The following is a 24,881-nucleotide window of genomic DNA, read 5'->3' as shown; positions in this document are numbered from 1 at the left end:
TTCTTTGCTTACGAGTTAAAACTCGCCGCTACCTCGCCGCCTGGGTCGACTTGCGCAACTTCGCCACGTCCGCCGCCGTTACCGCCGCCGCGCCGTTGTTCCACCCTCCGCGCACGAAACTCAGCACATCGGCGATCTGCTGGTCGTCGAGCACCGGTGCGAACTTCGGCATCGGAAACGGCGACGGTACACCGCCAATCACCAGATCCGCAGTGCCGTTCAGCGTGACGTTGATCAACGACGATGCGTCCTTTTCCAGCACGTTCGGATTACCCGCCAGCGGCGCGAGCATCGGCGCGAAACCCTGTCCGTTTGCGCCGTGGCAATGCATGCAATACGCCGTATAGACCCGTGCGCCCGCATCGTTGGCCGGCCGGTTCAGCGACACCTTCGTCGCCTGCGGATCGTACGTGTAAGGCGGCTTGCCGTTGCCTCCCGCCGGCGGCAGCGACTTCAGGTACGTCGTCATCGCCGCGATATCGGTGTCGGTCATGGCCTGCGTGCTGTTGTTGATCACGCTGGTCATCGAACCGAACGCCGAGGCGTGGCGATTCGCGCCGGTCTTCAGGAACGCCTGCAGATCCTGCTCGTTCCAGCGACCCAGCCCGACGTTATGCTCGCCGGTCAGATTCGCCGCGAACCAGCCGTCGAGCACGCCGCCGGTCAGGAACTCGCTGCCGCTTTCGTCGAGCGCCTTTTCCTGGAACGCGATGCCGCGCGGCGTGTGGCACGAGCCGCAGTGTCCGAGTCCCTGGATCAGGTACGCGCCGCGATTCCAAGCGACGTCCTTGCCCGGTTTGTCCTGATAGACGTTTTTGTCGAGGAACACCATGTTCCAGAACTTCAGCGGCCAGCGCATGTTCAACGGCCATTTGATGTCCGGCTCGCGGTTCGCCTGCTGCACGGGCGCGACGCCGTGCATGAAGAACGCGTACAGCGCCGCCATGTCGTTGTCGTTGACCTTGGCATACGACGGATACGGCATCGCCGGATACAGGTTGTGGCCGTCTTTGGCGACGCCTTCGCGCATCGCCCGCTTGAAGTCCGCGAGCGTGTAGCCGCCGATACCGGTTTGCGGATCGGGCGTGATGTTGGTGGTGTAGATCTGGCCCATCGGCGTGGTCATCGGCAGGCCGCCCGCGAACGGTTTGCCCTTCGGCGCCGTGTGACACGCGACGCAATCGCCGAGCTTCGCCAGATACGCGCCGTGTTGTACCAGCGCCTGGTCGGCCGTGCTGTCCGCCGCATGCGCCGAGGCCTGAAAAATAAACGGCAGTGCGACGCACAACGCCGCACCGACACCCTTCAGTGTGTTTTTCATGTCGGGCTCCGGTCAGGCGGTTTTCAGTTGGCTGCCAACCGGCAATTGCCGCAGCCGCTTGCCGGTGGCTGCGTAAATCGCGTTGGTCAAGGCGGGCGCGAGCGCGGCTGTGCCGGGTTCGCCGATACCGCCCGGCGCCTCGGTGCTTTTCACGATATGCACGTCGATGGGCGGCGTCTGGTCGATCCGCAACATCCGGTAGTCGGTGAAATTGTTCTGCTCGACGCGACCGTCCCTGATCGTGATCTCGCTGTACAACGCCGCCGTGATCCCGAAGATGATGCCGCCCTGCACCTGCGCTTCGATCGTGTTCGGATTGACCACCATCCCGCAATCGACCGCACACACCACGCGCTTGACCGCCACCTCGCCCTGATCGACCGCGACATCGACGACGATCGCGAAGAAGCTGCCGAACGCGTGCATGACCGACACGCCGCGCCCTTGCCCGTTCGGCAACGCGCTGCCCCAGCCGGCCGCCTGCGTCGCGGTGTTCAGCACGTTCAGCGCGCGCGGTGTCTTGCCTAACAGGTCCTGCCGGTACTTGACCGGATCGATCTTCGCCTGCGCGGCGAGTTCGTCGATAAAACTCTCGACGACGAAGGTGCCGCGCGTCGGGCCCACGCCGCGCCAGAACGCAGTGGGCACCGCGTGCGGCTCCTGACGCACATAGTCGACCAGTTGATTGGGCAGGTCGTACGGAAGGTCCGACGCAACCTCGACCGCGTCCGGGTCGAGCCCGTTCTTGAACGCGGGCGGCGCAAAGCGCGCCATCACCGACGAGCCGACAATCCGGTGTTGCCACGCCACCGGCTTGCCGTTCGCGTCGAGCCCGGCGGAGATCCTGTCGTAGTAATACGGCCGGTACATGTCGTGCTGAATGTCTTCTTCGCGCGTCCACACCACCTTGACCGGCGTTTGCAGCTGCTTGCCGACCTTGACCGCCTGCGTGACCATGTCGAATTCGAGCCGCCGTCCGAAACCGCCGCCGATCAGATGGTTATGCACGACGATCTTGTCGGCGGGCAGGCCCGTGACCGCGACGGCTGCGTCGACCACCCGGGTCGGCACTTGCGAGCCGAGCCAGATATCGCAACCGTCCGCGCGCACGTGGACCGTGCAGTTGACCGGCTCCATCGTCGCGTGGGCGAGGAACGGCTGCTGGTACACCGCGTCGACGCGTGACTTCGCGTTCGAAAACGCATTGCCGACATCGCCCTCCTTGCGGGCCACCGCGCCGTTGCCTTTGGCGGCGGCATTGGCGAGATCGTCGACGATCTGCTGCATCGACACGTTCGCGCCCGCGCCTTCGTTCCACTTGATGTCGAGCGCCTGCACGCCGCGCTTCGCGGCCCACGTGTGATCGCCGATCACCGCGACCGCGTTGTCGATCTTCACGACCTGCCGCACGCCGGGGATCTTCTTCGCGTTGGTGTCGTCGACGCTGGCGAGCGTGCCGCCGAACACCGGGCAGTTCGCGATCGCCGCGTAGACCATGTCGGGCACGCGCACGTCCAGCCCGAACAGCGCGGTGCCGTCCACTTTCTCCGGCGAGTCGAGGCGCTTGGCTGGCGTGCCGATCAGCTTGAAATCCTTTGGGTCTTTCAACGGCACGTTCTGCGGCGCGGGCAATTTCGCGGCGGCGTCCACCAGTTGTCCGTAGCCGATGCTGCGATTGCTGGCCGCGTGAATCACCTGGCCGGCCTGCGCGTGACAACTCGCCGGATCGACCTGCCATTGCTGCGCCGCCGCGCCGATCAACACGGTGCGAGCGGTCGCGCCGGCGCGGCGCATCGGCTCCCACGCGAAACGGATCGAGGTCGAGCCGCCGGTAAGCTGGCCGCCGAGCAGCGGGTCCATGAACAGTTTTTCGTTCGGCGGCGCGTGATCGACCGTGACCGAACCGAGCGGCACTTCGAGTTCTTCGGCGATCAGCATCGGAATCGATGTGTACACGCCCTGGCCCATCTCGACCTTCGGAATCACCAGCGTGACCTTGCCCGTGTTGTCGATCTGGATAAACGCGTTGGGTGCGAATACGCCGGTTTGCGGCGTCTCGACGCCGTCTCCGCCGATCACCGATTTGCCCGCCTTCTGATCCTGGCTCGCGGCCGGCATGCTGAAGCCGAGCAGCAGACCGCCACTCGCCGCCGCGCCGATCGTTACGCCGAACTTCAGAAACGTGCGGCGCGACAAGCCTCTGGCGTGCGCTGCCGACGGCTCTGCGCCGTTCTGTGCATCGAGCAGTCCCTGGGACATGTCATGCCCCCTTCGCGGCTTGCTTGATCGCCGCGCGGATGCGGTTGTAGGTCCCGCAGCGGCAGATGTTGCCGGCCATGGCGGCGTCGATATCCGCGTCGCTGGGGTTCGGGTTGCTGGTCAGCAGCGATGCCGCCGACATCACCTGCCCGGACTGACAGTAGCCGCACTGCACCACGTCCAGTTGACGCCATGCCTGCTGCACCTTCGCGCCAGCGGGCGTGCTGCCGACTGCTTCGATCGTGGTGACCTTGCGCTCGCCTACTGCCGCCGCCGGAAACACGCACGAGCGGATCGCGACGCCGTCGAGATGCACGGTGCACGCGCCGCACTGCGCGATGCCGCAGCCGAACTTGGTGCCGGTCAGGCCGACGAGATCGCGCAGGACCCACAACAGGGGCATGTCGGGCGGGGCGTCGACGGTATGAGTCTGACCGTTGATGTTGAACGTTGTCATGAGCGGCTCCGGGTGGGGATTATTGTTGATGAGGCTGTTTAGACAGAGACGTCGAACCAAAACGTAAAGACTTGCTGCGTTTATTCGGACAGCCGGACTAATGCACGATGGTTCCGGCTGCCTGCTGCAAATCGACGATGAAGCTTAAGCGCCACGGCAATCATGCGCGGCACGACCGTGCGAGCGCAAACGAAAAAATTGTAGTCGTGGAAAAAGAAATCTGCTTTGTGGGTGAGGTGGCTGCAAGGCGGCATGCGTTGCGACTGCGTGGTGGGTTCATGCTGGCGCGTGGTGGGCTCGTGCTGGCGCGTGGCGGCCTGCTGCTAGCACACAGCGGGCTCCCACCGGCGCGTGGCGGTCGATTCCCGCCGAATCATCCAGGCGGCGATTTTGTTAGCATGAGTGCTGGCTGAATCCGCTGCCTGATCCGAACATATCCGAAGGAGCCGCATCATGAACGACACGCAATGCACCCAATTCCTCTCGGACATTCGCCGGCCGCTGCTGGCGCTGCACAAGGCCATTCTCGATCACGAGCGAGCGGTGTATGAGAAGGAATTCGGTCCGGTGACGCCTGCTGCGTTTCTGCAGGTGCTCATCAACGGATCGGGGTTTCGCTGGCTGACGCCGCTGTCGACGGTGATTGCGAACGTCGACGAAATTCTCGACGACCACGAAGCCGACGCCACCGACCGGCTGGCCGCAGCGGAAGCCGTGACAGGTCTGTTTTCCGCCGATCAACCGAACAATATGTTCCTGCCGCGCTACCTGCCATTGCTGCAGGCCGATCCGGCGATCCTGCATCAGCATGGCCAGGTGTCGCAACTGTTGCGCGGAGTGCAGGAGAAAAAGTAGCTCGTGGCAAGAGGGAATACGCGGTCGGCTCCTGTATTCCCTCACCGTTGAAAATGGGTGTTTCGATGGCTTCCAGTCGTCGGGCTAGGAATCTCACAAGCAGGCCGTCGAAAGATTAGCGGCGTTCCCGCGCGCAGCCATCGAAAATACCCGTTATTTTCAGCCGATTTATGCTCGATCAGTAAGAGTATGAGCGGCTGGCACTCTCTGCTTCCGGTCCAGACCAGGCTGTAGCTCGCCGAGCTTTCAATTTGCCTGGCGTTGCTGAATAAAACAAAGGTGAGCTTCTACGGGAAGCTATCGACAACCTGGCCAGCCCACTCGACTCACCCCTGCTCAAACGTAAGCGCACATTCTTACGATGCCGACGCCAATGCCGATTTCCCCATTCGATCTCATGCAAAACTGGCCGCTTCCCGAAAGCTATACCTTCCGCGATCAAACCGTGCGCTATCGCGTGACCGGCAATGGTCCGCCGCTGGTGCTGGTTCACGGCACGCCGTTTTCTTCGTATGTGTGGCATCGCATCGCTGCGCATCTCGCCGAAACTCGCACCGTGTATTACTACGATCTGCTCGGCTATGGCCAGTCGGAGCAGCGCGACGCTCAGGATGTCTCGCTCGGCGTGCAGAACGTGTTGCTGGCGCAATTGCTCGCGCATTGGCGGTTGAAGAAACCGGACGTGATTGCGCACGACTTCGGCGGTGCGACGTCGTTACGCGCGCATCTGATCGATCAGTGCGACTATCGCAGCCTCACGCTGATCGACCCGGTCGCGGTCGCGCCATGGGGTTCGCCGTTCGTGCGGCACGTGCGCGAACACATCGACGCGTTCGCGGGACTGCCGCCTTATATCCACGAGGCGGTGGTTAACGCGTATGTGCGCGGCGCGATCGCCCGTGAGATCCCGGATGCGGAACTCGCGCCTTACGTCGCACCGTGGCTCGGCGTAACGGGACAAGCCGCGTTCTACCGGCAGATCGCACAGATGGACCAGCGCTACACCGACGAGATCGAAGCGCGCTATTCGCAGATCCGCTGTCCGGTTCAGATTCTGTGGGGCGAGCAGGATCAGTGGATTCCACTCGAACGTGGCCGCCACCTGGCCGGTGTGATTCCGGCAGCGCGCTTTCACGCGGTGCCGGATGCCGGTCATCTGATGCAGGAGGACGCGCCGGAGGCGATCGTCGCCGCGGCGCTACGCTGGTTCAATGACGATGCGTGACCCGCAGGGAAATTAGCCGCGCCCTTGCGGCAGATACGGCATCGGATCGACCGGCTTGCCGTCGCGGCGCACCTCGAAGCCGACGGAAACACGCGAGTTGTTTTCGTCGCCCATTTCCGCAATCTGCTGGCCTTGTCGAACGACGTCGCCGATCTTCACCAGCAATTTGCGGTTATGCGAGTACGCGGTCAGGAAGTCCTTGTTGTGCTGCACGATGATCAGACTGCCGTAGCTGTTCAGGCTGGTGCCGGCGTACATCACCTTGCCGTCGGCGGCGGCCATCACGGGATCGCCAGGCTTGCCGCCAATCTCGATCCCACGCGTTTCGCCGGGCTGGAATCCTTCGACTACGCGGCCCCCTGCCGGCCATGCCAACGACACGCTGTTCGCATGGCGAGCGGTCTCATGCGCGACCTCGCGGACTTCGGCAGCGGACGGCGCGGGTGCGGCGGATTGCAGAGCCGCGACGGTTGACGTAGCGGGCACTGCGGACTGCTGCGTTGCGATAGTTGACGCCACTGCCTGTTGTGAAGCCGGTGCAGCCGGTGCAGCCGTAGTCGACGAAGCCACCGAAGCCGCCGCGGACTTCGCAGCCGCTGCCTGCGCTGCCTGCGCTGCTTGCGCCGCCTTAACCTCCCGCACCGTTTCCGGCGATGCCACGTGCAGCACCTGCCCCAACTTAAGCCGCGACGAGTTCTTCAATCCATTCCACGCCTGCAACTGCTTGACGCTGCAGTGGTGATGCTGCGCGATGCGCGCGAGCGAGTCGCCGTGTTTCACGCGATAAACCAGCGGCGGCGATTTCCTGAGCGGCTTGCTCTCATCGGCATTGATGCGGACCGACGTTCGCGCAGCCAACGCATTACTTCCAGGCGCAGCGGCCTGATTTGCCACCGTCGCCGTTGCCGTCGAGGTTGCCGGTACGCCGGACGCCGGATCCGTTGCCGCGCCGTTTTGCGCGCCCTGCTGGCCCACGTTGGCACAACCGCTCACGGCCAGCGCAACCCAGACGCCGGTCAGACTGCCCATCATTGTTCTGTTGAAGCGTTTTACCATCTTGTTCGATTCCTGCCTCGTTCCTGGGCTGGCCGGATGCCACCTGACGCGTAAGATGCGCGCGGTCTTGCGCCGCGCAGCCACCTTCGCGACATGGCGAGCCGCCTCGTGCGGCGCTCATCCAATGCCCTGCTGATCAACCCTGCTTGCTGCTCGCCGGATGCCCGGAAACACAGACGCCCAGCGCCCGGATGCCGGTGCTTCAAAACAGCCGGTTTTCAGCGAAGCCAGCGGGGTTGCCGATTAAAATTCACGCGGAATTGTAAAGTGCGCTCAACCTCAAACGCCCCGCTCCAAACAAACTGATACAAACATTACGCACGGTATTTCCAGCTTCGTTTTACGCGCCGATGCGGATGCGCCCGACAGCCCTTTCATGCGGGCACGCATCGATAAATTTGCGGAAAAAAGCAGCAAACAAGCGGTAGAGAAGCGGTGAAAAAGAAATGCCCTCGTAATCACGCGCTAACGGTCGCTAATTAGACCTTTAACGGCAATCGTCGTCGGAACTTGAATCGCGGACGGATCGCGGCCGCGTGGGTCACGCAAACGCATTTCATCGAGCGGACAGAACGTCATCTGTGCGCCCGACGAAATGAGCGCTGGTCAACTGTAGTACTGCCCCTGGTACTTCACATACCCCACCGGATGATGCGTGAAGTGCAACACCGGCAGCACGGGATTGTCATTGTCTTCAGTGGGATAGGCTTTTGCCTCGGGAATGTATTCGCCTTGAGCCTCGATGGGCTGCCCCGCCTGAAGCCCGGGAATCTCCTGCGCCAGGCCTTCGTTATCGCCGAAACGCACCGCGACGAATACCTCGGTGCCGACGAGGTTCTCCGTGCCGCCTTCGAACTTCACCACCGTGTCGATCTTGATCACGAACTGCTGATGATTCGCGCCGTGGTGGTTCTCGGGACTATCGAACACCTTGCTGATCGTCCCTTGTACGCAGGCGAGCGGCGCGCCCAGCGAATGAACATAACGATGATGCGGAAGAATCTGCGTTGCACGATTACTCATGAAGTCTCCGTGAAAGAAAACCGGCTTGCCGATGACGAAACGTAAGGCGCGCGATGAAGCAGCAGCGCGACAACAGCGCGGTACTGTTTGAGCCTGCCATGACGCGGGAGTTCATTGCAGCCGATACGTGATCCAGGTTCGCACTCATGCATCGCAATGCAGCGACGTTTCGGGAATTCCCGGAAGCAGCATTAAGACAAAAACGATAGGCTCGCAAACCGGAAGTCAATATCCTTACGCGTCCGTTTGAATTTTCGTGAAACGCAGGTCGGCTTTACATCGAAAGGGAAACGGATGTCTATCAGATTATTTTTTACTTCGCTCGTTGAATCGGCATCGACATCGACATCGCGAAGACAGTTGAGGCGCAAGTGGATTCTCTTCATTCGGCCAACCGCTTCATGGGCGGCTTTTTCTTCAGCACCGTCGTCGCCGCCGTCATCATGGTTCTGCTGTGCAATGCCGGTAATTTTTCGCCGTTGGCCGCGAAGCTCAACGCGTGGCAACAGGTGATCGTGACCGCCCTCGTCGCGCTGGTCATCGTCGATATAAAACCGCTGGCTTATAAAAGCTTCTGGCGCGAGCGCCGCAGCAGCTTCGTGCTCGACGAAGATCTGGGCGCAACGTTGCGCGGCAGAACCTCAGGCATTCCGGCCGGCGTGATTCTCGGCATTCTGATCCAGAACTACGTGATGAACTGAGCCGTATGACGTGACGTGTGATCCATGACGCGCGACACGTGCAGCGCCGCGAAGCTAGAACTTATGCCGTATCGCCGCGCGCACCACAACCTGCCGCGAGGTCGATGAAGGCGCCTGGGTGCCGGGTGTAAAGGCATCGTCGAGAATCGAATAGGTCGGGTCGCCCGTCACCTGCTGATATTCGCCCTGGAGATAAACGTCAGTGCGCTTGGAGAGGTTGTAATCCGCCATCAGACCGAACGAGTGAATGTGCGGCTTCACGCCGCCGGTCGACGCATCGTAGGTTTCCATCGTGTACACGTACTGCGCGCCGACGAAGAACATCGGCGAAATCTGATACTTGCCGTTCACCTCGAAGTTCTGATACTTCAACGAGTTCAGCAGCACACCGGGAGGCACCAGCGGCGTCACGCCGAGATAGCCGTTGGCGGTCGGGTCCAGATAGTTCGAGTTGCTGTAGACAAACCCCGCCGTCGCCGGACCGAACGTGTAGGTAATACCGCCGCCGAACACCCGCATGCGCGCGGCGATGAAATTGGCGTCGTTGCCCGCAATCGCACCGTTGGCGCCGTTGCCCGGATTGTCGGCCTGCAAATAGGCCGCGGCCACCAGCAGGCCGCCGTACGCATACTGGCCGCCAAAGCTATACGCGCGATTGTTCGCAAAGCCCACATCGTTGCTGAAGCTGTAGGTGCCGCCGAACTGGAACCCGGCCAGCGACGGGCTCGTATATTTGACGGTGTTGTCGAGGCGAAACGAGTTGTCGGTGTTGTCGTTGTCGTATGGATGCGAGAACAGTTGACCGGCCCAGTTGCCGTTGGCCGTGGTCTGGGCCAGATAGTCGACCAGCGAGTCGTACTGGCGGCCGAACGTCAACGTGCCGTACTGCGCCGAACTGAGTCCGACGAAAGCCTGGCGGCCGAACATCCGGCCACCTTGTTCCAGTCGGCCGGAACTGAGATCAAAACCGTTTTCGAGCTGAAAGATGGCCTTCAGGCCGCCGCCCAGTTCCTCGGCTCCGCTCAAACCCCAGCGGCTGCCTTGCGCAAAACCACTGGCCAGTTCGTAGACATGGCCGCGACCTACGTTATTGGTGTAGTTGATGCCCTCGTCGATCACGCCATACAGCGTGACGCTGGTTTGCGCCGACGCCGACGAAGCGAAGCCGATGACAGAAGTGACGGACAAAGTGGCGGAGACAGCCAGCGCGAACACTTGCCTGCTCATGAAGATCTCCCTGCACTCGAGTAATGGGACAACTCGATCCGGCCGCTCGTTGTTCTCGACGCTTTTCTGGTGCTTCGACAGGCTGCTTTTTAACGCGCCGCGCTGTTCAGAAATCCTCACACGCCGTTAGCTGGCCGTCCATTGGGGTACGCTTTGATCTTTTAAAATGTTGCTAATTCTCCACTGCAAGCGCGTGCCTCTTCTGTCTCCGCGCGTGTTCAGGTAAACGGCAAAGCGCCGCCGGGACTTGAAAGTAGCGGCAGGTCGTCCACTGGACGACCTGCGCGATCCGCGCCGGATTTGTCACAGAAGGAAATATAATCCCCGGCTTTTGCGGCAGCGCAGCGGAACTCCGCGTTGCTCAGCAGGTCATTTTTACAGTCCCCTGACACAGCCTCGCGAGGCCGGCCATCGGGGCAACGCGGATCGCGAATCCGCCGCAATACCCAATCCAATTTCTAAAAAGCCTTGTGAGACGTCCGCCGCGCTGAATCAGCGCGCCGTCGCACGGGGCTGCTTTTGGCGCAAACAATGCAACAATCATCCTCCCGGCTGATCGAACTCGACTTTTTCCGCGGACTGGTCCTCCTGATCATCGTTGTCGATCACATCGGCGGCAGCATCCTGTCGCGCGTCACGCTGCACGCGTACGCGTTGTGCGATGCCGCCGAAGTCTTCGTGTTCCTCGGCGGATTCGCCACGGCCACGGCCTACGCCGCGCTTGCCGAGCGGCGCAACGAGACGATCGCGCGCAGCCGCTTCCTGCGACGCTCGCTCGAAATCTATCGCGCGTTCCTCGTCACGGCGGGGTTGATGCTGCTGGTCAGCGCCGTGTTGAGCGCGCTCAGCATCGACGGGCCGAATCTCGCGACTACCGACCTCGACGACCTGATCGACGCCCCGCTGTCGGCGCTGCGCGACATTCTGCTGTTCCGCCGCCAGCCTTATCTGGCTTCCGTGTTGCCCATGTACGCGTTCTTCGCGCTGCTGGTGCCGATGATCCTGCCGCTCGCGCGCAGCAAGCCATGGCTGCTGCTGGCCGGTAGCGTCGCGTTGTGGGCCGGTGCGCCGGCAATCGACGCGTATCTGCCCGCCGCGCCCGACATGCACTGGGACTTCAATCCGTTCGCCTGGCAACTGCTGTTCGTGCTCGGCGTACTGGCGCGTTGCCAGCCGGTGTATCAGCGGATCAGCGCGCACCGGCTCGGGTGGATCGTCAGCGTGACAGCGTTCGGCGTGGTAATCGCCGCCGCGTACTACAAGCTATTTATGGCGCATGAACCGCTCAGCGCGAGCCTCAAGCAGAATCTGTCCTACTTGCGGGCGATCAACTTTCTCGCGATTGCGTGGCTCGTCGCCAACCTGATCCAGCTTGGCTGGGCAAGGAAGCTGGCTCAATGGCTGCCGTGGGTCGGTGTGATAGGCCGCAAGGGGCTGCTGTGCTTTATCGCGGGCGCGGTGATCTCGCTGGTGGTCGACTCGGTGCTGTATGCGGCCACGGACGGTTACCTGAACTATCCGCTCGGGCTGCTCGCGGACGCGATCGCCGTCGGCGCGTTGTTCGCCGTCGCGCTGGGGGTCGAGCCGCTGAAGCGCCTGGTGGGCCGCTTCGTCGGCACGCGGTTGCGGACCTCGCCTTGAGCGGCGAAATCGCACTTTCCCCATCTCAATTTTGCCTCCGATGCTGATAGCATGACGGCCGCGCAAACTCCGCGCCGGCCTCTCACACTGACATGCGTCCATTCCTTCCTCTCGCACTTGTTTCGCTATGCGCCGTGACGACGGCCAACACGTCGGCTCAAGCCAGCACTGTCGTCAGCCGCAGCTTCCACTCCGACGCGCTCGGCCGTGACTGGTCCTACACGGTCTATCTGCCGACTGGCTATCGCCACGACGCGCCACGCCTGCCCGTGCTTTACCTCCTGCACGGCAACAACGGCGACGCCAACGACTGGCTCACGCAAGGTCATCTGCAAAGCGCCGCCGACGCGCTGATCGACCACAAGGACATGCCGCCCGTCGTGATCGTGATGCCGCAAGGCGGCACCGACTGGTACGTCGACCGGAAGGAAAAGATGGAGACCGCGTTCTTCGACGACCTGATCCCCGAGATCGAAGCGCACTACGCGGTGTCGACCCAACGCGGCGGCAGGATGATCGGCGGCGTGTCGATGGGCGGGTTCGGCGCGCTGCGTTACGCGTTGACGCAGCCGGAGCTGTTCTGCGGCGCGTTGCTGCTGAGTCCGGCGATTTATTCGAACGAGCCGCCGCGCGCATCGGCGGCACGGCGTGTGGGCGTGTTCGGCGACCGTCAGTTCGATCCGCGCGTCTGGCACGAGTTGAACTATCCGGCGCAGTGGGAGCGCTACATAAGCCGCCCGTATCGCCTGCCGATGTTCATCGCAGCGGGCGACGACGACCTCGATATCCAGGCCGATGCCTCCGTGCTGTACACGCATTTGCGGCAGGCGGGGAACCCGGCGGCGCTGCGCATTATCGACGGCGGTCACACCTGGGATGTCTGGAGCGCGCTGCTGCCCGCCGCGCTGAAATACACGCTCGGCTGCGTGAAACCTGCGGCTCAGGGGCCGTCGTCGGCTTCGGGCGTGCCGGCGCAGGAACATCCGTCGTATATGCGGCCTTGAGCGGCTGATTGCCGGTTGGCGGCATACGTGGGATGCGGTGTGCGATCGCGATTACTGCCGCTTCGACTGTGGCGGTATCGATCCGAACGGCTAATCCGCACGAAGCGCCAACGCACGCCGGGTGGCATGCACGCGGCGTGCGTTGGCCTGACTGACCACCCGCCTATTTCACCAGATCGGTCCACAAAACCATCAGCACGGTCATCAGCGCGGGGCCGATGAAAATGCCGAGCAGGCCGAACGTCTCCGCCCCGCCGAGAATGCCGAACAGCACCAGCAGGAACGGCAGGCGCGTCGAGTTGCCGATCAGCACCGGCCGCACGAAGTGCTCGGCGATGAACACGACCACCGAGCCGAATACCGCCAGTCCGATCGCCGCGGCCACCGAGCCTTGCGCCACCAGCCACAACGCCGCGAGACCGAAAGTGATCGGCGCGCAGAACGGCAACATCGCGGCGATCGCGGTGATGAACCCGAGCAGCGCGACATGCGGCAGACCCGCCACGAAATACGCGACGCCCATCAACGCGCCTTCGCCGAGTCCAACCACCACCAGGCCCGACACGGTGCCGCGCACGGCTGCCGCCATCCGTTGAAGCAGTGCTGCGCCGTCCTCGCCGAAACCCTTGCGCATTGCCTTGAGCAACGAGCCGGACAGCCGCGGCCCCGCCTGGAAAATCACGAACAGCGTGACCAGCATGAACGCGAAGACCACCATCGCATGAACCGCGCGCGCGCCGAAATGACGGCCGAGCGTAATCACCGTGGTGCTGTGCAGGCCTTTCATCGCGGCCGATCCGCGCAAGGGCTGGGCAAGATTGGCCTGCCACCAGTCTGAAATCTGCTGAACCCCGAACGGCAAACGCCCGATAAAGTCCGGAACCGCAATGCCGTTCTCCTGCGCGGACTTGAACCATTCGTTCAGGTCGTGCGCCTCCCCCAACGCCTGGGCGATCACGATCCCGACCGGAAGCACCACCAGCAGCGCAATCGCAAGCGTCATCGCCACCGCGATCAGCGTCGTGCGGCCGGTGAACCAGCGGTTGCCCTCGACCCTGCGCAAAAGCGGCCACAGCGCGATCGCCACGACACCGGCCCACGCGACCACCGCAATGAAGTCGCGCACGACCCACAGCGCCAGCAGCACCAGCCCGATATACAGCGCGAGCGACGCAGCCTTCTGCTTTTTCAATCGATCCGGCCTGGGCGGCGTGGCTGCGGATTCGGGGGGTGCGGCGGGCGGTGCGGCAGGCGGTGCAGCGGGCGGGCGTGAAATCATGTGGACTCGTCGGTTGGGGAGATGTGCGCGAGCCGACCGGAAAAAATCAAAACCGCTACACTTGCAGCGCACGGTCGCTCGTCAATAACCACATCTTAAAGGAAGCGCCGGAGCCCTTTCCAGGCGGCACTTTCGTCGCGCTACGCACAACACTGCGTTGCAAAAATCCACACTATTAAAAATTCACATACAAAACGACCCGCAAAGCCCGTCATTGCGGCTGACCGCATTTGTCAAGGGGGATTATTGCTATTTCGAGAACAGTGTTTCAACCGCGGCACAATGGCTATCCGGCGCGCGCGGGACTACATTCGGCACACCACAATACGGAGCCGATGATGATGACCTTAGAGTCCATCCCCCTTGACGGTACCAATGGCGTACGCATCGAGATTCTCGAGCGCTCCGACACGGCGCTGGTGATCCGCTGGGTAGAGCCGGGGCGATGTCATTACGGAGAACAGCGCTGGCGTCGCCGCTCGGCGCATACCTCCGGGACCTGCGCGGTATCGCGCCGCAAGATCCGTCGCGGTGACGCAGTGTTCAAACCGGCTGAGCGGCCGGCTCCGTCGAATGCATCCGCGATGATCTGTGCTGAAATTCTGGGTGCGCTGGCTGAAGCCTGACGGTTTTATCGGGCGAGCCGGGTTCTGTTCCGAGTCTGTTCTGATTCTGCTTCAACCCTCCTTGCCTGGGCCACGCCGTTAGTGACCGCGAACGCGCCTGGAGCCGTTCATGTCCACCCGCCTGTCGTTATCTGTGATCGCCCGCCCCGCCATCTGCGCAAAAACTGCCTCGTGCGGGACGCGGCGGACCGCGTAACCCGCGCTCCCTCAAAGGTCAAAACCCGCCGATTGCGGCCCTTCGCCGCGTGCGTTAAGGTGGACCTCATTGCGTCACGTCAGCCGCCGGCTCGATCCGCGGCGTTACGCTGACCGGCATCCACCACCGCGCCGTGCCGCTGCGGCGCCGTTTGAGGGCCTACCATGGCAGAAGACACGCCCAGCACCCGCGCCGCAACACCTGCTGTTGCCGCACCATCCGCACAATCCGCGCCAATCACCCCGCCCGCTCCCCTCGTCGCGCCGCAACAATTTTCCGTGGATGTCCTGCTCGAGAAGTATGCGAAAGGCGACGAGCAATCCGCCGACGACGTCTTCCAGCGCGTCGCCCGAGGCGTCGCCCAGGCCGAACCGGCTGCGCTGCGTGAATCGGTCGAAGCGCTGTTCGCCGACAACCTCCGGCACGGCGCGCTCGGCGCGGGACGCATCATGAGCGCGGCGGGCACCGGCATCGCGGCCACGTTGATCAACTGCTTCGTGCAACCGGTCGGCGACGCGATTCAGGGTGTCGACGAACAGGGTCTGCCCGGCATTTACGTGGCGTTGCTGCAAGCGGCCGAAACGATGCGGCGCGGCGGCGGCGTCGGCTACAACTTCTCCGCGATCCGGCCCAAGGGCGCTCGCGTGCGCACCACGAGTTCGTCGGCGTCGGGCCCGTGCAGTTATATGGACGTGTTCGACGCGTCGTGCCGCACCGTCGAAAGCGCCGGTTCACGGCGCGGCGCGCAGATGGCGGTGCTCGACTGCAATCACCCCGACCTGCTCGAATTCATCGAGGCCAAGCATTCGAAGGGACGCTGGAACAACTTCAACGTGTCGGTCGGCGTCACCGACGAATTCATGCGCGCGGTCGAAGAAGATCAGCCTTGGCAACTGGTGCATCGCGCGGAGCCGTCGCCGGCCATGCGCTCGGCCGACGACGTGCGTCAGCGCGAAGACGGCCTGTGGGTGTACGGCGAACGCCCGGCGCGCGAGATCTGGGATCGCATCATGCGCTCCACTTACGACGTCGCCGAACCCGGCATCGTGTTCATTTCGCGGATGAACGAGGACAACAACCTGCGCGCGGTCGAAACGATCCGCGCGACCAATCCGTGCGGCGAGCAACCGTTACCCGCGTACGGCTGCTGCAATCTTGGGCCGTTGAACCTGACACGTTTCGTCATCGATCCGTTCGCGCAAATGCAAGGCCGTCAAGCGTCGTTCGACTGGGACGGGCTCGCGAAACGCACGCGCACGCAGGTGCGTTTTCTCGACAACGTGCTCGACGTCACGCTGTGGCCGCTGCAGCAGCAACACGATGAATCGCGTGCGAAACGGCGCATCGGCGTGGGCTTTACCGGTCTCGGCGATACGCTCGTGATGCTCGGTCTGCGCTACAACTCGCAGGAAGGCCGCGACTTCGCCGTGCGCATCGCGAAGTTGATGCGCGACGAAGCGTATCGCGCGTCGGTCGAACTGGCGAAAGAACGCGGCGCGTTTGCGCTGTTCGACGCGGAGCGCTATCTCGAAGCGGGTACTTTCGCGTCGCGGCTGCCCGAAGACATCAAGCAGGCCATTCGCCGCGACGGCATTCGCAACAGCCATTTGCTGTCGATCGCGCCGACCGGCACGGTGAGCCTCGCGTTCGCCGACAACGCGTCGAACGGTATCGAGCCGGCCTTCTCGTGGACCTATACGCGCATGAAGGTGATGGCCGACGGCGGCCGCGAGTCGTTCGATGTCGAAGATTACGCGTACCGTCTGTATCGCGAGCTGGGTGGCGATGTAGACAAGCTGCCGGACTATTTCGTCAGCGCGCTGCAGATGTCGGCGCGCGACCATCTCGAGATGATGGCGGCCGTGCAACCGTACGTGGACACATCGATCTCGAAGACGGTGAACGTGCCCGCCGATTATCCATTCCACGCGTTCGAAAGCCTTTACTTCGATGCCTGGAAAAGCGGCCTCAAGGGGCTTGCCACCTATCGCCCGAACGAGACGCTCGGCGCGGTGCTCAGCGTGAGTCCGCCGCCGCAAACCAGCGACGACACGCTCGCCGACACCGATCTCGACCCGCTGCGGATTGCGATCGATCATCGGCCCAAAGGTGAGTTGCCGGCGATCATCGAGAAAGTCGAGTATCTGACGCAGGCGGGCAAGAAGTCGCTGTATGTGGCGGTGTCGTTCATTGAAGTGACCGGGCGCCTGGGCGGTGAAGACGTGACGATCGAGCGGCCTATCGAGTTCTTTATTCCGACCGGTCAGCGCGACGAATCGCAGCAATGGATCACGGCGACCATGCGGTCGCTGTCGCTCGCCGCGCGCGGCGGTTTTGTCGGGCGAAACCTGCAGGATATGCGCAAGGTGTCGTGGGATCGCGGGCAAGTGAGGCTCGGCGAAGTGCAGCGGCTCGACGGTCATCGCACGCCGCGTTGGCACGATTCGGAAGTCGCCGCGCTGGCGTTCGCGATTCAACAGATTCTGCATCGGCGCGGCTTTCTCGACGCCGAAGGCAACCAGTTGCCGTCGCGTGTGCTGGCGCGTTTGCCGCGCGGGCAGATGAAAGCGGAGAGCGCGTTACCGGCGGACTTTGGTATTCGTCCATTTCCTTCGGAAGCGGACGCCAGGGCGGTCACGCAATCCGAGGGAGCCTCGGGCATGCATGTGATGCTCGGACGCAAATGCGGATCGTGCGGCGCGAATGCGGTAATTCGCAAGGACGGCTGCGACTTTTGTACCGCATGCGGAGAAGTCGGCGCGTGCGGATGATGCGACGCTGAATACAGTTCGTGTTCCGCCGCTCTGACTAACACGCGGCGGAACAATCAAAGTCACTCCGCCGCGCTACCCGCGTAATTCCGCTGCCCGCGCAGACGCTTCACGATCCGCCCCAACGCGCGCCACTGCTGCGAAATCAGGCCATCGCCGTATGAACGACCCGAGCCGTGCGGCGCGGGTAGCTGATCGCGAATCCCGGTCGGCTCGACCGCGCGGTTCCACGATGCCGTGCGGAACATCATGTCCCACCACGGAAACAGCACGCCGAAATTGCAGCCATAAGCGGTACCTTCATGCCCATACCCGATCGCATGATGACGGCGATGGAAAATCGGGCTGACGATCAGACGCTCCAGCAGCCATCCATACGGCAAACGCGCATTGACGTGCTGGATGCTCTGCATGAAATTGCTGACGGCAATCAACACGACGAACTGGTTCGGCTGCACACCGATAAACAGCGAGATCGACGCGAAAAACGCGGCCTGGATGATGTCGTCGAGAAAATGATTACGGTCGTCGGCCCACAGCGACATCTGCTGCTGGCTGTGATGCACCGCGTGCAATTCCCACCACACGCCGAAGCGATGCTGCCAGCGGTGATACCAGTAGCCCGCGAAATCGAGCAGCACGAGGTAGATCGCGAACGACACGAACGGCTGATCGGTTACGCCCGGCCAGAGGCTGTCGATATCGATATTCGGTATGCCGTGAATCGCGATCAGACTCTGCCAATGATCGAACAGCGGCTGCAACATGAAGAAAAACGCTATGTTGATGATGCCGAGCTTCACGATCCACGTGTAAATCACATCCGCGCGCAACGCCTTGCGGTTTTGCCACTGCTCGACGGGCCGCAGTGCTTCGAGCGGACGCAACGCGAGATACGTCACGCCAATTTCGAGCACGCCGACGATCACCCAGTACAGCGCGTCATAGGTGTCTTCGTCATAGCCCATCAGGCCAAAGCGATAGAAGAACGGTTGCACGACATCGACGTACAACAGCGTCTGCAAAGCGGACACCATGTTGTCGAGTTGCGCGACGATTTCATGAAACATCAAAAAAAGCCTCGTGTTTTACCGGTTCTGCGATTGCCTGTTGAGCAGCAGTTTCAAAACGGATAACGCCGATTGAGCCGATTGCGCCTGCAATCAGTCAGGATTCGGCGCAATAACGGGTGCACGGTTGTCGAAAAAGATACCGTGCGGCGAGCGGCCAACAGCAATCGTATCGACCAGCTTGTGGGTCGTCATATCGATCACGCCGACATGCCGCGCGAAGCGGAAACCCACCCACAGGTAGCGCTTGTCCGGTGTCAGTTCCATGTCGTCCGGTCCGGGCATCAGGCCGGTGATGTCGCCGGTATTCGTGAGCGTCGTGTAGTCGATGATGCTGATCGTGCTGTCCACGCGGTTCGAGACCACGACATGCTTGCCGTCGTCGAGATTGCGGAAGTTGTGCGCGCCGCGCCCCGTATGGATCTTCTTGACGACCTGCTGCTTGCGCCAGTCCACCACGGTCACGTCGTCCTCGCCGGTCATGCCGACCAGCAGGTAGTGGTCGCCAGGCGTCATCCACAAGCCTGCGGGCTCGTTGCCTACGTGCATTTTCCACAGCACGGTTTGCGTCGGCAGATCGATCGCTGCGAGTTCGCCGGAGTCCTGCAGCGTGACGAACACCGTACGGTTATCGGAGGCGAACGTCATGTGGCTCGGCGTTTTCGCAAGTTCGATGTGCTTCGCCAGCGTCATATTCGCGCCGTCATAGCGGTAGATATCGACGCGGTCCATGCGCAACGCAGCCGTGACGAACCACTTGTGATCCGGCGAGAAACCGAGTTGATACGGGTCCTCGATATCCGGCACGGTGCGTTGCACCTTGCCGCTGTGCGGGTCGACGAACATCAGATTGTTCGACACGGAATCGGCGACGATCAGTGAATTGCCGTCGGGCGTGATCATCAGGTGATGCGGTTCCTTGCCGGTCGGCTCCGTGCCGACCACCTTGTGCGTGACGGGGTCGATCAGCGTGAGTTGCGCTTCACCTGAATCGAGCACGATCACGCGGTCGGCGGCATAGGCGCCATTCGTGATGGCCAGCATGCCGCATAGCGATGCAGCGAGCGCTCCGATCCTTGTAATGGAAACGATAGAAAATGGCATGGGGATCGTATTCACGCGGAAGAAAACAGAAGTGGAATGTAATGAACATGTCGGACATTCGTCGGATAACCGCCGTTGTCGAGACCATCACACTCTCTAACGTTTATACCGACGTTACCGATGACAAAAAACACGCGCCGGAGGCAGAAATTGCCGCGACAAACCGGCAGCGGCAATGTGCGTGTTTTTTGTGCGCGAAAGACGGCGTTCAATATACCGGCGGCGTCTTACAGGAGGCGTACGCACCTGAAATTTGCGCTAAGAATTCGCAAGATTTAAAGGCGCGCCGACGATGCAACGTGCCGCGATATTCGGCCGTACTGGTCGAGTGACGTCGCGCGCGATTTAGTTAGGGATACGGAACTGATGCCGATCTGATGCGTGAACTATCGCGCGCTCCGATTTGACCACCGGGTCAAGCGCCGATCAGACATTCCGCAGCCGCACCCAGGCGGGCGCGGCTATAAGAGAAGCGAGATGCCCCGCGTTAGATCGGCGTCAACACCGGCTCGCCTGCAAAGTGCCGCTTCGCGTTGTTCAGAAAGTTATCGACCGATGCCGTGATTGCTTCCGGCGAGCGCCCGGCCAGATGCGGTGTCAACACGACATTGCGCAAGGCCAGCAGCGCTTGCGGCGGATTCGGCTCGCCCTCGTACACATCGAGACCCGCGCCGGCAATCGTCCCGCTAGTCAGCGCCTGCGCGAGCGCGGCGGTATCGACCACACTGCCCCGCGACACGTTGACGACAAACCCTTGCGGACCCAGCGCCTCCAGCACCTTCGCGTCGATCAGATGATGCGTGCCCGCACCGCCCGGCGTCGCCACCACCAGAAAGTCGCTCCACTGCGCGAGCGCTGTCACGCTGTCGAAGTAGCGCAGCGGCGACCCTTCGCGCGGCTTGCGATTGTGATAGCCGATTTCCATGTCGAACCCGGCACCGCGCCGCGCCACCTTCTCGCCGATATTGCCCAGCCCGAGAATGCCCAGCCGCTTGCCGGAAATGTTCGGGCGCAACGGCAGTTCGTCGCGCCAGACGCCATCGCGCGTGGCCCGATCGAGATAAGGCATGTCGCGCACCACCGCGAGCAGCAAAGCGAACGCGTGATCGGCGACGCAACTGTCGTTGGTGCCCGCACCGTTGATGAGCACGATTCCGCGCGAACGGGCGTGGTCGACGGGAAGGTTTTCGTAGCCCGCGCCGATCGCGCTGAGCAGTTCGACCTGCGGCAGCTGGTCGATTTCCGCAGCGGTGACACCGGTCCCGCCATTGGTCAGCACCGCGCGGATCGTGGCGCCGTGGTCGGCAATCGCAGCGGCGCGCCGGTCGGTGTCGGGGGCATAAATGACGTCGAAGTCCGCGCCGATTTTGGCGAGACTCTCGTCGTTCAGATGGATCAGGACCAGCAGGGATGGCTTCATGACGGCGCTTTTTCTTGACTGCGTTGATGGACGAAATCCGGGACGGCCGAGTTTAACAAGGCTCCTGAAGGCTTGCTGGCCGCCTGGGTCGCAACACGCGGTCTTCGGCACCCGTCGAGATGGTTGGAAACGGCGGGGACCGCTTTTAGAACTACCTCTCGGCTCGACAACCCTTACGAGCCTCAAATCCGTTGAACCCCGGCCGTTATTCCGTTGAGAGAAACCGAGCGAAATCATGCACTCCACGCGTTTCTTTTCGTTGAACGCCCAAGCCGCCTTAAAATAGCCGCAATTCCGCTTACGAGAACCCCATGCTGGATATCCTTGCACGCGGCTCCACGCCCGACGATGGCGCCCCGAAGAACGTCTCCACCGGAGACGACTCCGAGATGTTCGAACTCGCGCCGGTCTCGCTGTGGCTCGAAGATTTCAGCGCTGTACGCGCATTGTTCGACGGATGGCGAGCCGACGGCGTGACCGATCTGCGCGCCCATTTCGCCGCCGACCCGGAGCGGGTTGCCGAATGCGCGCACAGCATCCGCGTGATCAAGGTCAACCAGAAGACGCTGACTCAGTTCGAAGCCGCCGACTTCGACGCGCTGACCGGCAATCTCGCGTCGGTGTTCCGCGACGACATGCTGCAGACCCATCTCGAAGAGCTTTGCCAGTTGTGGGAAGGCAAATCGCAGTTCACGAGCCACACGGTCAACTACACGCTGGGCGGCCGGCGCCTCGACGTGCTGCTCAAGGGCGTGGTGTTGCCGGGCCACGAAGGCAACTGGGACCGCGTGCTGGTGTCGGTTGAAGACATTACGGAACTTGAAGGCGCACGGCACCGCGTGACGCTCGCCGAACAGTACGTGCGCGGTTTGTTCGAACACTCGCCGGTGTCGCTGTGGGTCGAGGATTTCAGTGCGGTCAAACGTCTGCTCGACGATGCGCGGGCGGCCGGCATCAACGACTTCCGCGTGTTTACCGACGTGCACCCGGAGTTTGTCGAACGCTGCATGCAGGAGATTCACGTGCTCGACGTGAACCAGCACACACTCGACATGTTCGCCGCCAAAGACAAAAAAACGCTATTGGCGCACCTGCCGAGCGTATTCCGCGACGACATGCGTCCGCATTTTCGCGAGCAGCTGATCGACCTGTGGGACAACAAGCTGTTCCAGCAGCGCGAAGTGCTCAACTATTCGCTCGACGGCAGCGAGGTCCACGTTCACCTGCAATTCTCGGTGCTGCCGGGGCATGAACAGAGTTGGGACCTGGTGCTGGTCGCACTCACGGACATCACCGCGCGCAAGAAAGCCGAAGCCTACCTGGAATTCCTCGGCAAACACGACGTGCTGACCAAGCTGCGCAACCGCTCTTTTTACGTCGACGAACTGAACCGGCTCGAACGCAAAGGCCCTTGGCCGGTGACGATCATCATGGCGGACCTGAACGGTCTGAAACGCGTGAACGATCAGCTCGGCCACGCCGCCGGCGACGCGCTGCTGCGGCGTGCCGGCGAAGTGCTCGCGAAGGCGATGGAAGCGCCGTTCCACGCGGCGCGGATCGGCGGAGACGAATTTGCGATCCTGATGCCGGACACCGACGAACGCGGCGGCGCGGCGATGATCGACTCGATCCGCCAACTGGTGGAGATGAACAACCAGTTCTATCCGGGCTCGCCGCTGAGTTTCTCGATGGGCGCGGCGACCTGTCAGCGCGGCGACAGGCTCGAAGCGGGCGTGCAGCGCGCCGATCTGCTGATGTATGAAGAGAAACGCCTGCACTATGCGAACCAGCCGTCGACGAACGCCGGCGACAGTTCGAAGTAGGAAGCGGATTTGAAGCAGGTCCGCCCGTTCAGCTCCCCGACCCCGGCAATTTGGCGGCCAGCAGATCGACCTTCGTAATGCTCGGCGGCGACGCCAGCAGCTCGCCGGCCTTCGCCATCAACGCGGCCGCGACTTTGCCGTTCAGATGTGCGTCACGGCCGGCTTCGTCGGGAAAGGCGTCGAAAATACCGAACGTGGACGGCCCCATCTTCAACGCGAACCAGGCAGTCGTCGCGGGCTCGTCTTCGACGAGCGACAGGCCGCTGAGCAGAAAAGCCTCGACGTCCTTTTCCTTGCCGGGCTTCGCTTCGAGATGCACGTACAACGCGAGTTTGACCATGACGCGGCTCCTGAGGTGAGACGAAGGGAATGGGTCCGCCTTGCTGTTTTTTTCAGGTTATATGCAACGCGGGACACGCCGGCAAACGCTGGTCTGCCGTCAAAAAAGTATAGGCCCGCGTTGGACAGAACACGGGCAACTTCAGAACGAAGGGCGCACGTCTGAAGCAGGTTTGATGCTCGAGGGCCGTACACATCCTGCACCCGCACACGCCCCCTCTTTCGCCGAGCGCCTTCAAACCGCAGTCACATAGCGCGCAACCGGCTTCACCACGCGCGGCGGCGGCGCATCGTAGACCGTGCGCATGCGTTTGACTTCATCCACCGGACTGAGGCCGAACAGACGCTTGAACTCGCGGCTGAATTGCGACGCGCTCTCATAACCGACCCGCGCCGCTGCCGCGCCCGCGTTCAGACCATCCTGCACCATCAGCAAACGCGCGTGATGCAGGCGCGTGGTCTTCACGTATTGCATCGGCGAAGTCGCGGTCACGGCCTTGAATTGCGCATGGAACACGGCGAGGCTCATGCCGGCTTCGGAAGCAAGCGTATCGACATCGAGCTGCCCGTGATAGTCGGCGTGAATGCGGCGCAGCGCCTTCGCGATGCGGCCAAAATGATTCTGATGCGTGAGCGCCGCGCGAATCGCGTCGCCCTGCTCGCCCGTCAGCACGCGATAACAGATTTCCCGCACCACCCCCGGCGCGAGAATGCGTGCATCGAGCGGCGATGCCAACGCTTCCATCAGACGCTGCACTGCGCTGCTGAGCGCCGGGTCGAGCGGCGTCGAATAGATGCCGACCGGCTCGTTCTGCGTCGCGCCCTGCGATTCGTTGAGCGCCATCAACAACTCGGCCACCATCGTCAGATCGACGCGCACCGAGATCGCCAGAAACGGTTCTTCGGGGCTCGCCTCGGTTTCGCATTCGAACGGCAGCGGCACCGACAGCACGAGATATTGTTGCGCGTCATACTGGAACGTCTGATCGCCGAGAAAACCGCGCTTGCGGCCCTGGCAGACGATCACGATGCTCGGCTCGTACATCACCGGCATGCGCGGCATCGGCGTGTTGGCGCGCATCAGACTGACGCCTTCCAGGCTCGACCGTGTAAAGCCCGGCGTGGGCGCGAGCAGGTCGAATAATTCGACCAGACGCTGCTGCGCGGAATCTGCGTTGACGGGCGCTGCGGAATGGGTTGACATGACGGTATGGTGACCTGCAAGAGAATAATGCTTGAAATTTAGCACCAAACAACCTACAGCGCTTCTCGCCAGGAGTTTTAGGCAAATCTTCAAGACATTCAGGTATTCCCGGAGTCGCGACCCGATCCTATTATGGGAACCCTGCCGGATCAATCTTTCCGCGCTGCGCCGGGCCCGGCTGTCAATTCACGCTTCGGCGAATTCGTCAGCCACCGTCTGCGCCGTGATCCCGGTTCATGTCGAGGCGGGCTCTGCATCGCGTGTTTTTCTCTCTGCGTTT

General features: G+C 62.3%; 22 protein-coding genes. 10 read left to right on the top strand and 12 right to left on the bottom strand.

The window, feature by feature from the left end; all coding sequences use genetic code 11:
- Positions 1-28 precede the first annotated feature (28 nt).
- The 3 genes from ABH945_RS32305 to ABH945_RS32295 are packed head-to-tail and all read right to left on the bottom strand — an operon-like array spanning position 29 to position 4,037.
- Positions 29-1,321: a c-type cytochrome gene (locus ABH945_RS32305; protein ID WP_429253364.1), complete on the bottom strand. Its 1,293-nt coding sequence runs from the start codon at positions 1,319-1,321 to the stop codon at positions 29-31.
- Positions 1,322-1,333: 12 nt separating this feature from the next.
- Positions 1,334-3,580: a molybdopterin cofactor-binding domain-containing protein gene (locus tag ABH945_RS32300; RefSeq protein WP_429253363.1), complete on the bottom strand. Its 2,247-nt coding sequence runs from the start codon at positions 3,578-3,580 to the stop codon at positions 1,334-1,336.
- Position 3,581: 1 nt separating this feature from the next.
- The gene (locus ABH945_RS32295) at positions 3,582-4,037 is read right to left on the bottom strand and encodes a (2Fe-2S)-binding protein (RefSeq protein WP_074768245.1); all 456 of its coding nucleotides are present in this window, start codon (positions 4,035-4,037) and stop codon (positions 3,582-3,584) included.
- 137 nt (positions 4,038-4,174) lie between these two features.
- Between ABH945_RS32295 and ABH945_RS32290 the strand changes: the two genes are divergently transcribed.
- The 3 genes from ABH945_RS32290 to ABH945_RS32280 all read left to right on the top strand — a co-directional run bounded on the left by ABH945_RS32290 (position 4,175) and on the right by ABH945_RS32280 (position 6,117).
- Positions 4,175-4,450 (top strand): hypothetical protein, encoded by a 276-nt coding sequence (locus ABH945_RS32290; RefSeq protein ID WP_429253362.1) that lies wholly within the window; start codon positions 4,175-4,177, stop codon positions 4,448-4,450.
- A 40-nt stretch (positions 4,451-4,490) separates the two neighbouring features.
- On the top strand, positions 4,491-4,892 hold the full coding sequence (locus ABH945_RS32285; protein WP_429253361.1) for a hypothetical protein: 402 nt from the start codon (positions 4,491-4,493) through the stop codon (positions 4,890-4,892).
- A gap of 397 nt (positions 4,893-5,289) precedes the next feature.
- Positions 5,290-6,117 carry an alpha/beta fold hydrolase gene (locus tag ABH945_RS32280; RefSeq protein ID WP_429253398.1) on the top strand — a complete coding sequence of 276 codons (828 nt, stop codon included), beginning with the start codon at positions 5,290-5,292 and terminating at the stop codon, positions 6,115-6,117.
- Between the two features lie 12 nt (positions 6,118-6,129).
- Here the strand turns inward: ABH945_RS32280 and ABH945_RS32275 are convergent, their stop codons facing one another.
- Both ABH945_RS32275 and ABH945_RS32270 read right to left on the bottom strand, forming a co-directional pair.
- A complete protein-coding gene (locus ABH945_RS32275; RefSeq protein WP_429253360.1) occupies positions 6,130-7,173 on the bottom strand; it encodes a peptidoglycan DD-metalloendopeptidase family protein in 1,044 nt (347 codons plus the stop codon).
- A gap of 606 nt (positions 7,174-7,779) precedes the next feature.
- Positions 7,780-8,196: a hypothetical protein gene (locus ABH945_RS32270; protein ID WP_429253359.1), complete on the bottom strand. Its 417-nt coding sequence runs from the start codon at positions 8,194-8,196 to the stop codon at positions 7,780-7,782.
- A gap of 371 nt (positions 8,197-8,567) precedes the next feature.
- Here ABH945_RS32270 and ABH945_RS32265 point away from each other — a divergent pair, with 371 nt between their 5' ends.
- Positions 8,568-8,897 carry a hypothetical protein gene (locus ABH945_RS32265; RefSeq protein ID WP_429253358.1) on the top strand — a complete coding sequence of 110 codons (330 nt, stop codon included), beginning with the start codon at positions 8,568-8,570 and terminating at the stop codon, positions 8,895-8,897.
- Between the two features lie 54 nt (positions 8,898-8,951).
- On the opposite strand, the gene ABH945_RS32260 is transcribed toward ABH945_RS32265, so the two are convergent.
- On the bottom strand, positions 8,952-10,124 hold the full coding sequence (locus ABH945_RS32260; protein WP_429253357.1) for a porin: 1,173 nt from the start codon (positions 10,122-10,124) through the stop codon (positions 8,952-8,954).
- Positions 10,125-10,655: 531 nt separating this feature from the next.
- Between ABH945_RS32260 and ABH945_RS32255 the strand changes: the two genes are divergently transcribed.
- Together ABH945_RS32255 and ABH945_RS32250 are read left to right on the top strand one after the other, a co-directional pair.
- On the top strand, positions 10,656-11,765 hold the full coding sequence (locus ABH945_RS32255; RefSeq protein WP_074768233.1) for an OpgC domain-containing protein: 1,110 nt from the start codon (positions 10,656-10,658) through the stop codon (positions 11,763-11,765).
- A 92-nt stretch (positions 11,766-11,857) separates the two neighbouring features.
- Positions 11,858-12,769 (top strand): alpha/beta hydrolase, encoded by a 912-nt coding sequence (locus ABH945_RS32250; RefSeq protein ID WP_429253356.1) that lies wholly within the window; start codon positions 11,858-11,860, stop codon positions 12,767-12,769.
- 163 nt (positions 12,770-12,932) lie between these two features.
- Here ABH945_RS32250 and ABH945_RS32245 read toward each other — a convergent pair whose 3' ends face one another.
- Positions 12,933-14,048: an AI-2E family transporter gene (locus tag ABH945_RS32245; RefSeq protein ID WP_074768230.1), complete on the bottom strand. Its 1,116-nt coding sequence runs from the start codon at positions 14,046-14,048 to the stop codon at positions 12,933-12,935.
- A gap of 341 nt (positions 14,049-14,389) precedes the next feature.
- Between ABH945_RS32245 and ABH945_RS32240 the strand changes: the two genes are divergently transcribed.
- Entirely contained in the window at positions 14,390-14,674 is a 285-nt protein-coding gene (locus tag ABH945_RS32240) for a DUF3331 domain-containing protein (protein WP_429253397.1), read from the top strand.
- A 360-nt stretch (positions 14,675-15,034) separates the two neighbouring features.
- Positions 15,035-17,641 carry an adenosylcobalamin-dependent ribonucleoside-diphosphate reductase gene (locus tag ABH945_RS32235; protein WP_429253355.1) on the top strand — a complete coding sequence of 869 codons (2,607 nt, stop codon included), beginning with the start codon at positions 15,035-15,037 and terminating at the stop codon, positions 17,639-17,641.
- A 62-nt stretch (positions 17,642-17,703) separates the two neighbouring features.
- Here the strand turns inward: ABH945_RS32235 and ABH945_RS32230 are convergent, their stop codons facing one another.
- A complete protein-coding gene (locus tag ABH945_RS32230) occupies positions 17,704-18,711 on the bottom strand; it encodes a sterol desaturase family protein (protein ID WP_429253354.1) in 1,008 nt (335 codons plus the stop codon).
- Positions 18,712-18,804: 93 nt separating this feature from the next.
- On the bottom strand, positions 18,805-19,755 hold the full coding sequence (locus ABH945_RS32225; protein ID WP_429253396.1) for a YncE family protein: 951 nt from the start codon (positions 19,753-19,755) through the stop codon (positions 18,805-18,807).
- 101 nt (positions 19,756-19,856) lie between these two features.
- Between ABH945_RS32225 and ABH945_RS32220 the strand changes: the two genes are divergently transcribed.
- Entirely contained in the window at positions 19,857-20,147 is a 291-nt protein-coding gene (locus ABH945_RS32220) for a hypothetical protein (RefSeq protein WP_429253353.1), read from the top strand.
- 155 nt (positions 20,148-20,302) lie between these two features.
- Here the strand turns inward: ABH945_RS32220 and ABH945_RS32215 are convergent, their stop codons facing one another.
- Positions 20,303-21,235: a 2-hydroxyacid dehydrogenase gene (locus ABH945_RS32215; protein WP_429253352.1), complete on the bottom strand. Its 933-nt coding sequence runs from the start codon at positions 21,233-21,235 to the stop codon at positions 20,303-20,305.
- 311 nt (positions 21,236-21,546) lie between these two features.
- Between ABH945_RS32215 and ABH945_RS32210 the strand changes: the two genes are divergently transcribed.
- Positions 21,547-23,058: a sensor domain-containing diguanylate cyclase gene (locus tag ABH945_RS32210; protein WP_074768192.1), complete on the top strand. Its 1,512-nt coding sequence runs from the start codon at positions 21,547-21,549 to the stop codon at positions 23,056-23,058.
- Positions 23,059-23,086: 28 nt separating this feature from the next.
- On the opposite strand, the gene ABH945_RS32205 is transcribed toward ABH945_RS32210, so the two are convergent.
- Positions 23,087-23,398 (bottom strand): putative quinol monooxygenase, encoded by a 312-nt coding sequence (locus tag ABH945_RS32205; RefSeq protein ID WP_429253351.1) that lies wholly within the window; start codon positions 23,396-23,398, stop codon positions 23,087-23,089.
- Positions 23,399-23,632: 234 nt separating this feature from the next.
- Positions 23,633-24,601 (bottom strand): AraC family transcriptional regulator, encoded by a 969-nt coding sequence (locus tag ABH945_RS32200; RefSeq protein WP_074771079.1) that lies wholly within the window; start codon positions 24,599-24,601, stop codon positions 23,633-23,635.
- Between the last annotated feature and the right edge of the window lie 280 nt (positions 24,602-24,881).

It is taken from the genome of Paraburkholderia sp. GAS333, assembly GCF_050435665.1.
In the GTDB taxonomy this organism is placed as follows: Bacteria; Pseudomonadota; Gammaproteobacteria; order Burkholderiales; family Burkholderiaceae; genus Paraburkholderia; species Paraburkholderia fungorum_A.
This window is presented reverse-complemented; position numbering and strand designations above follow the sequence as displayed.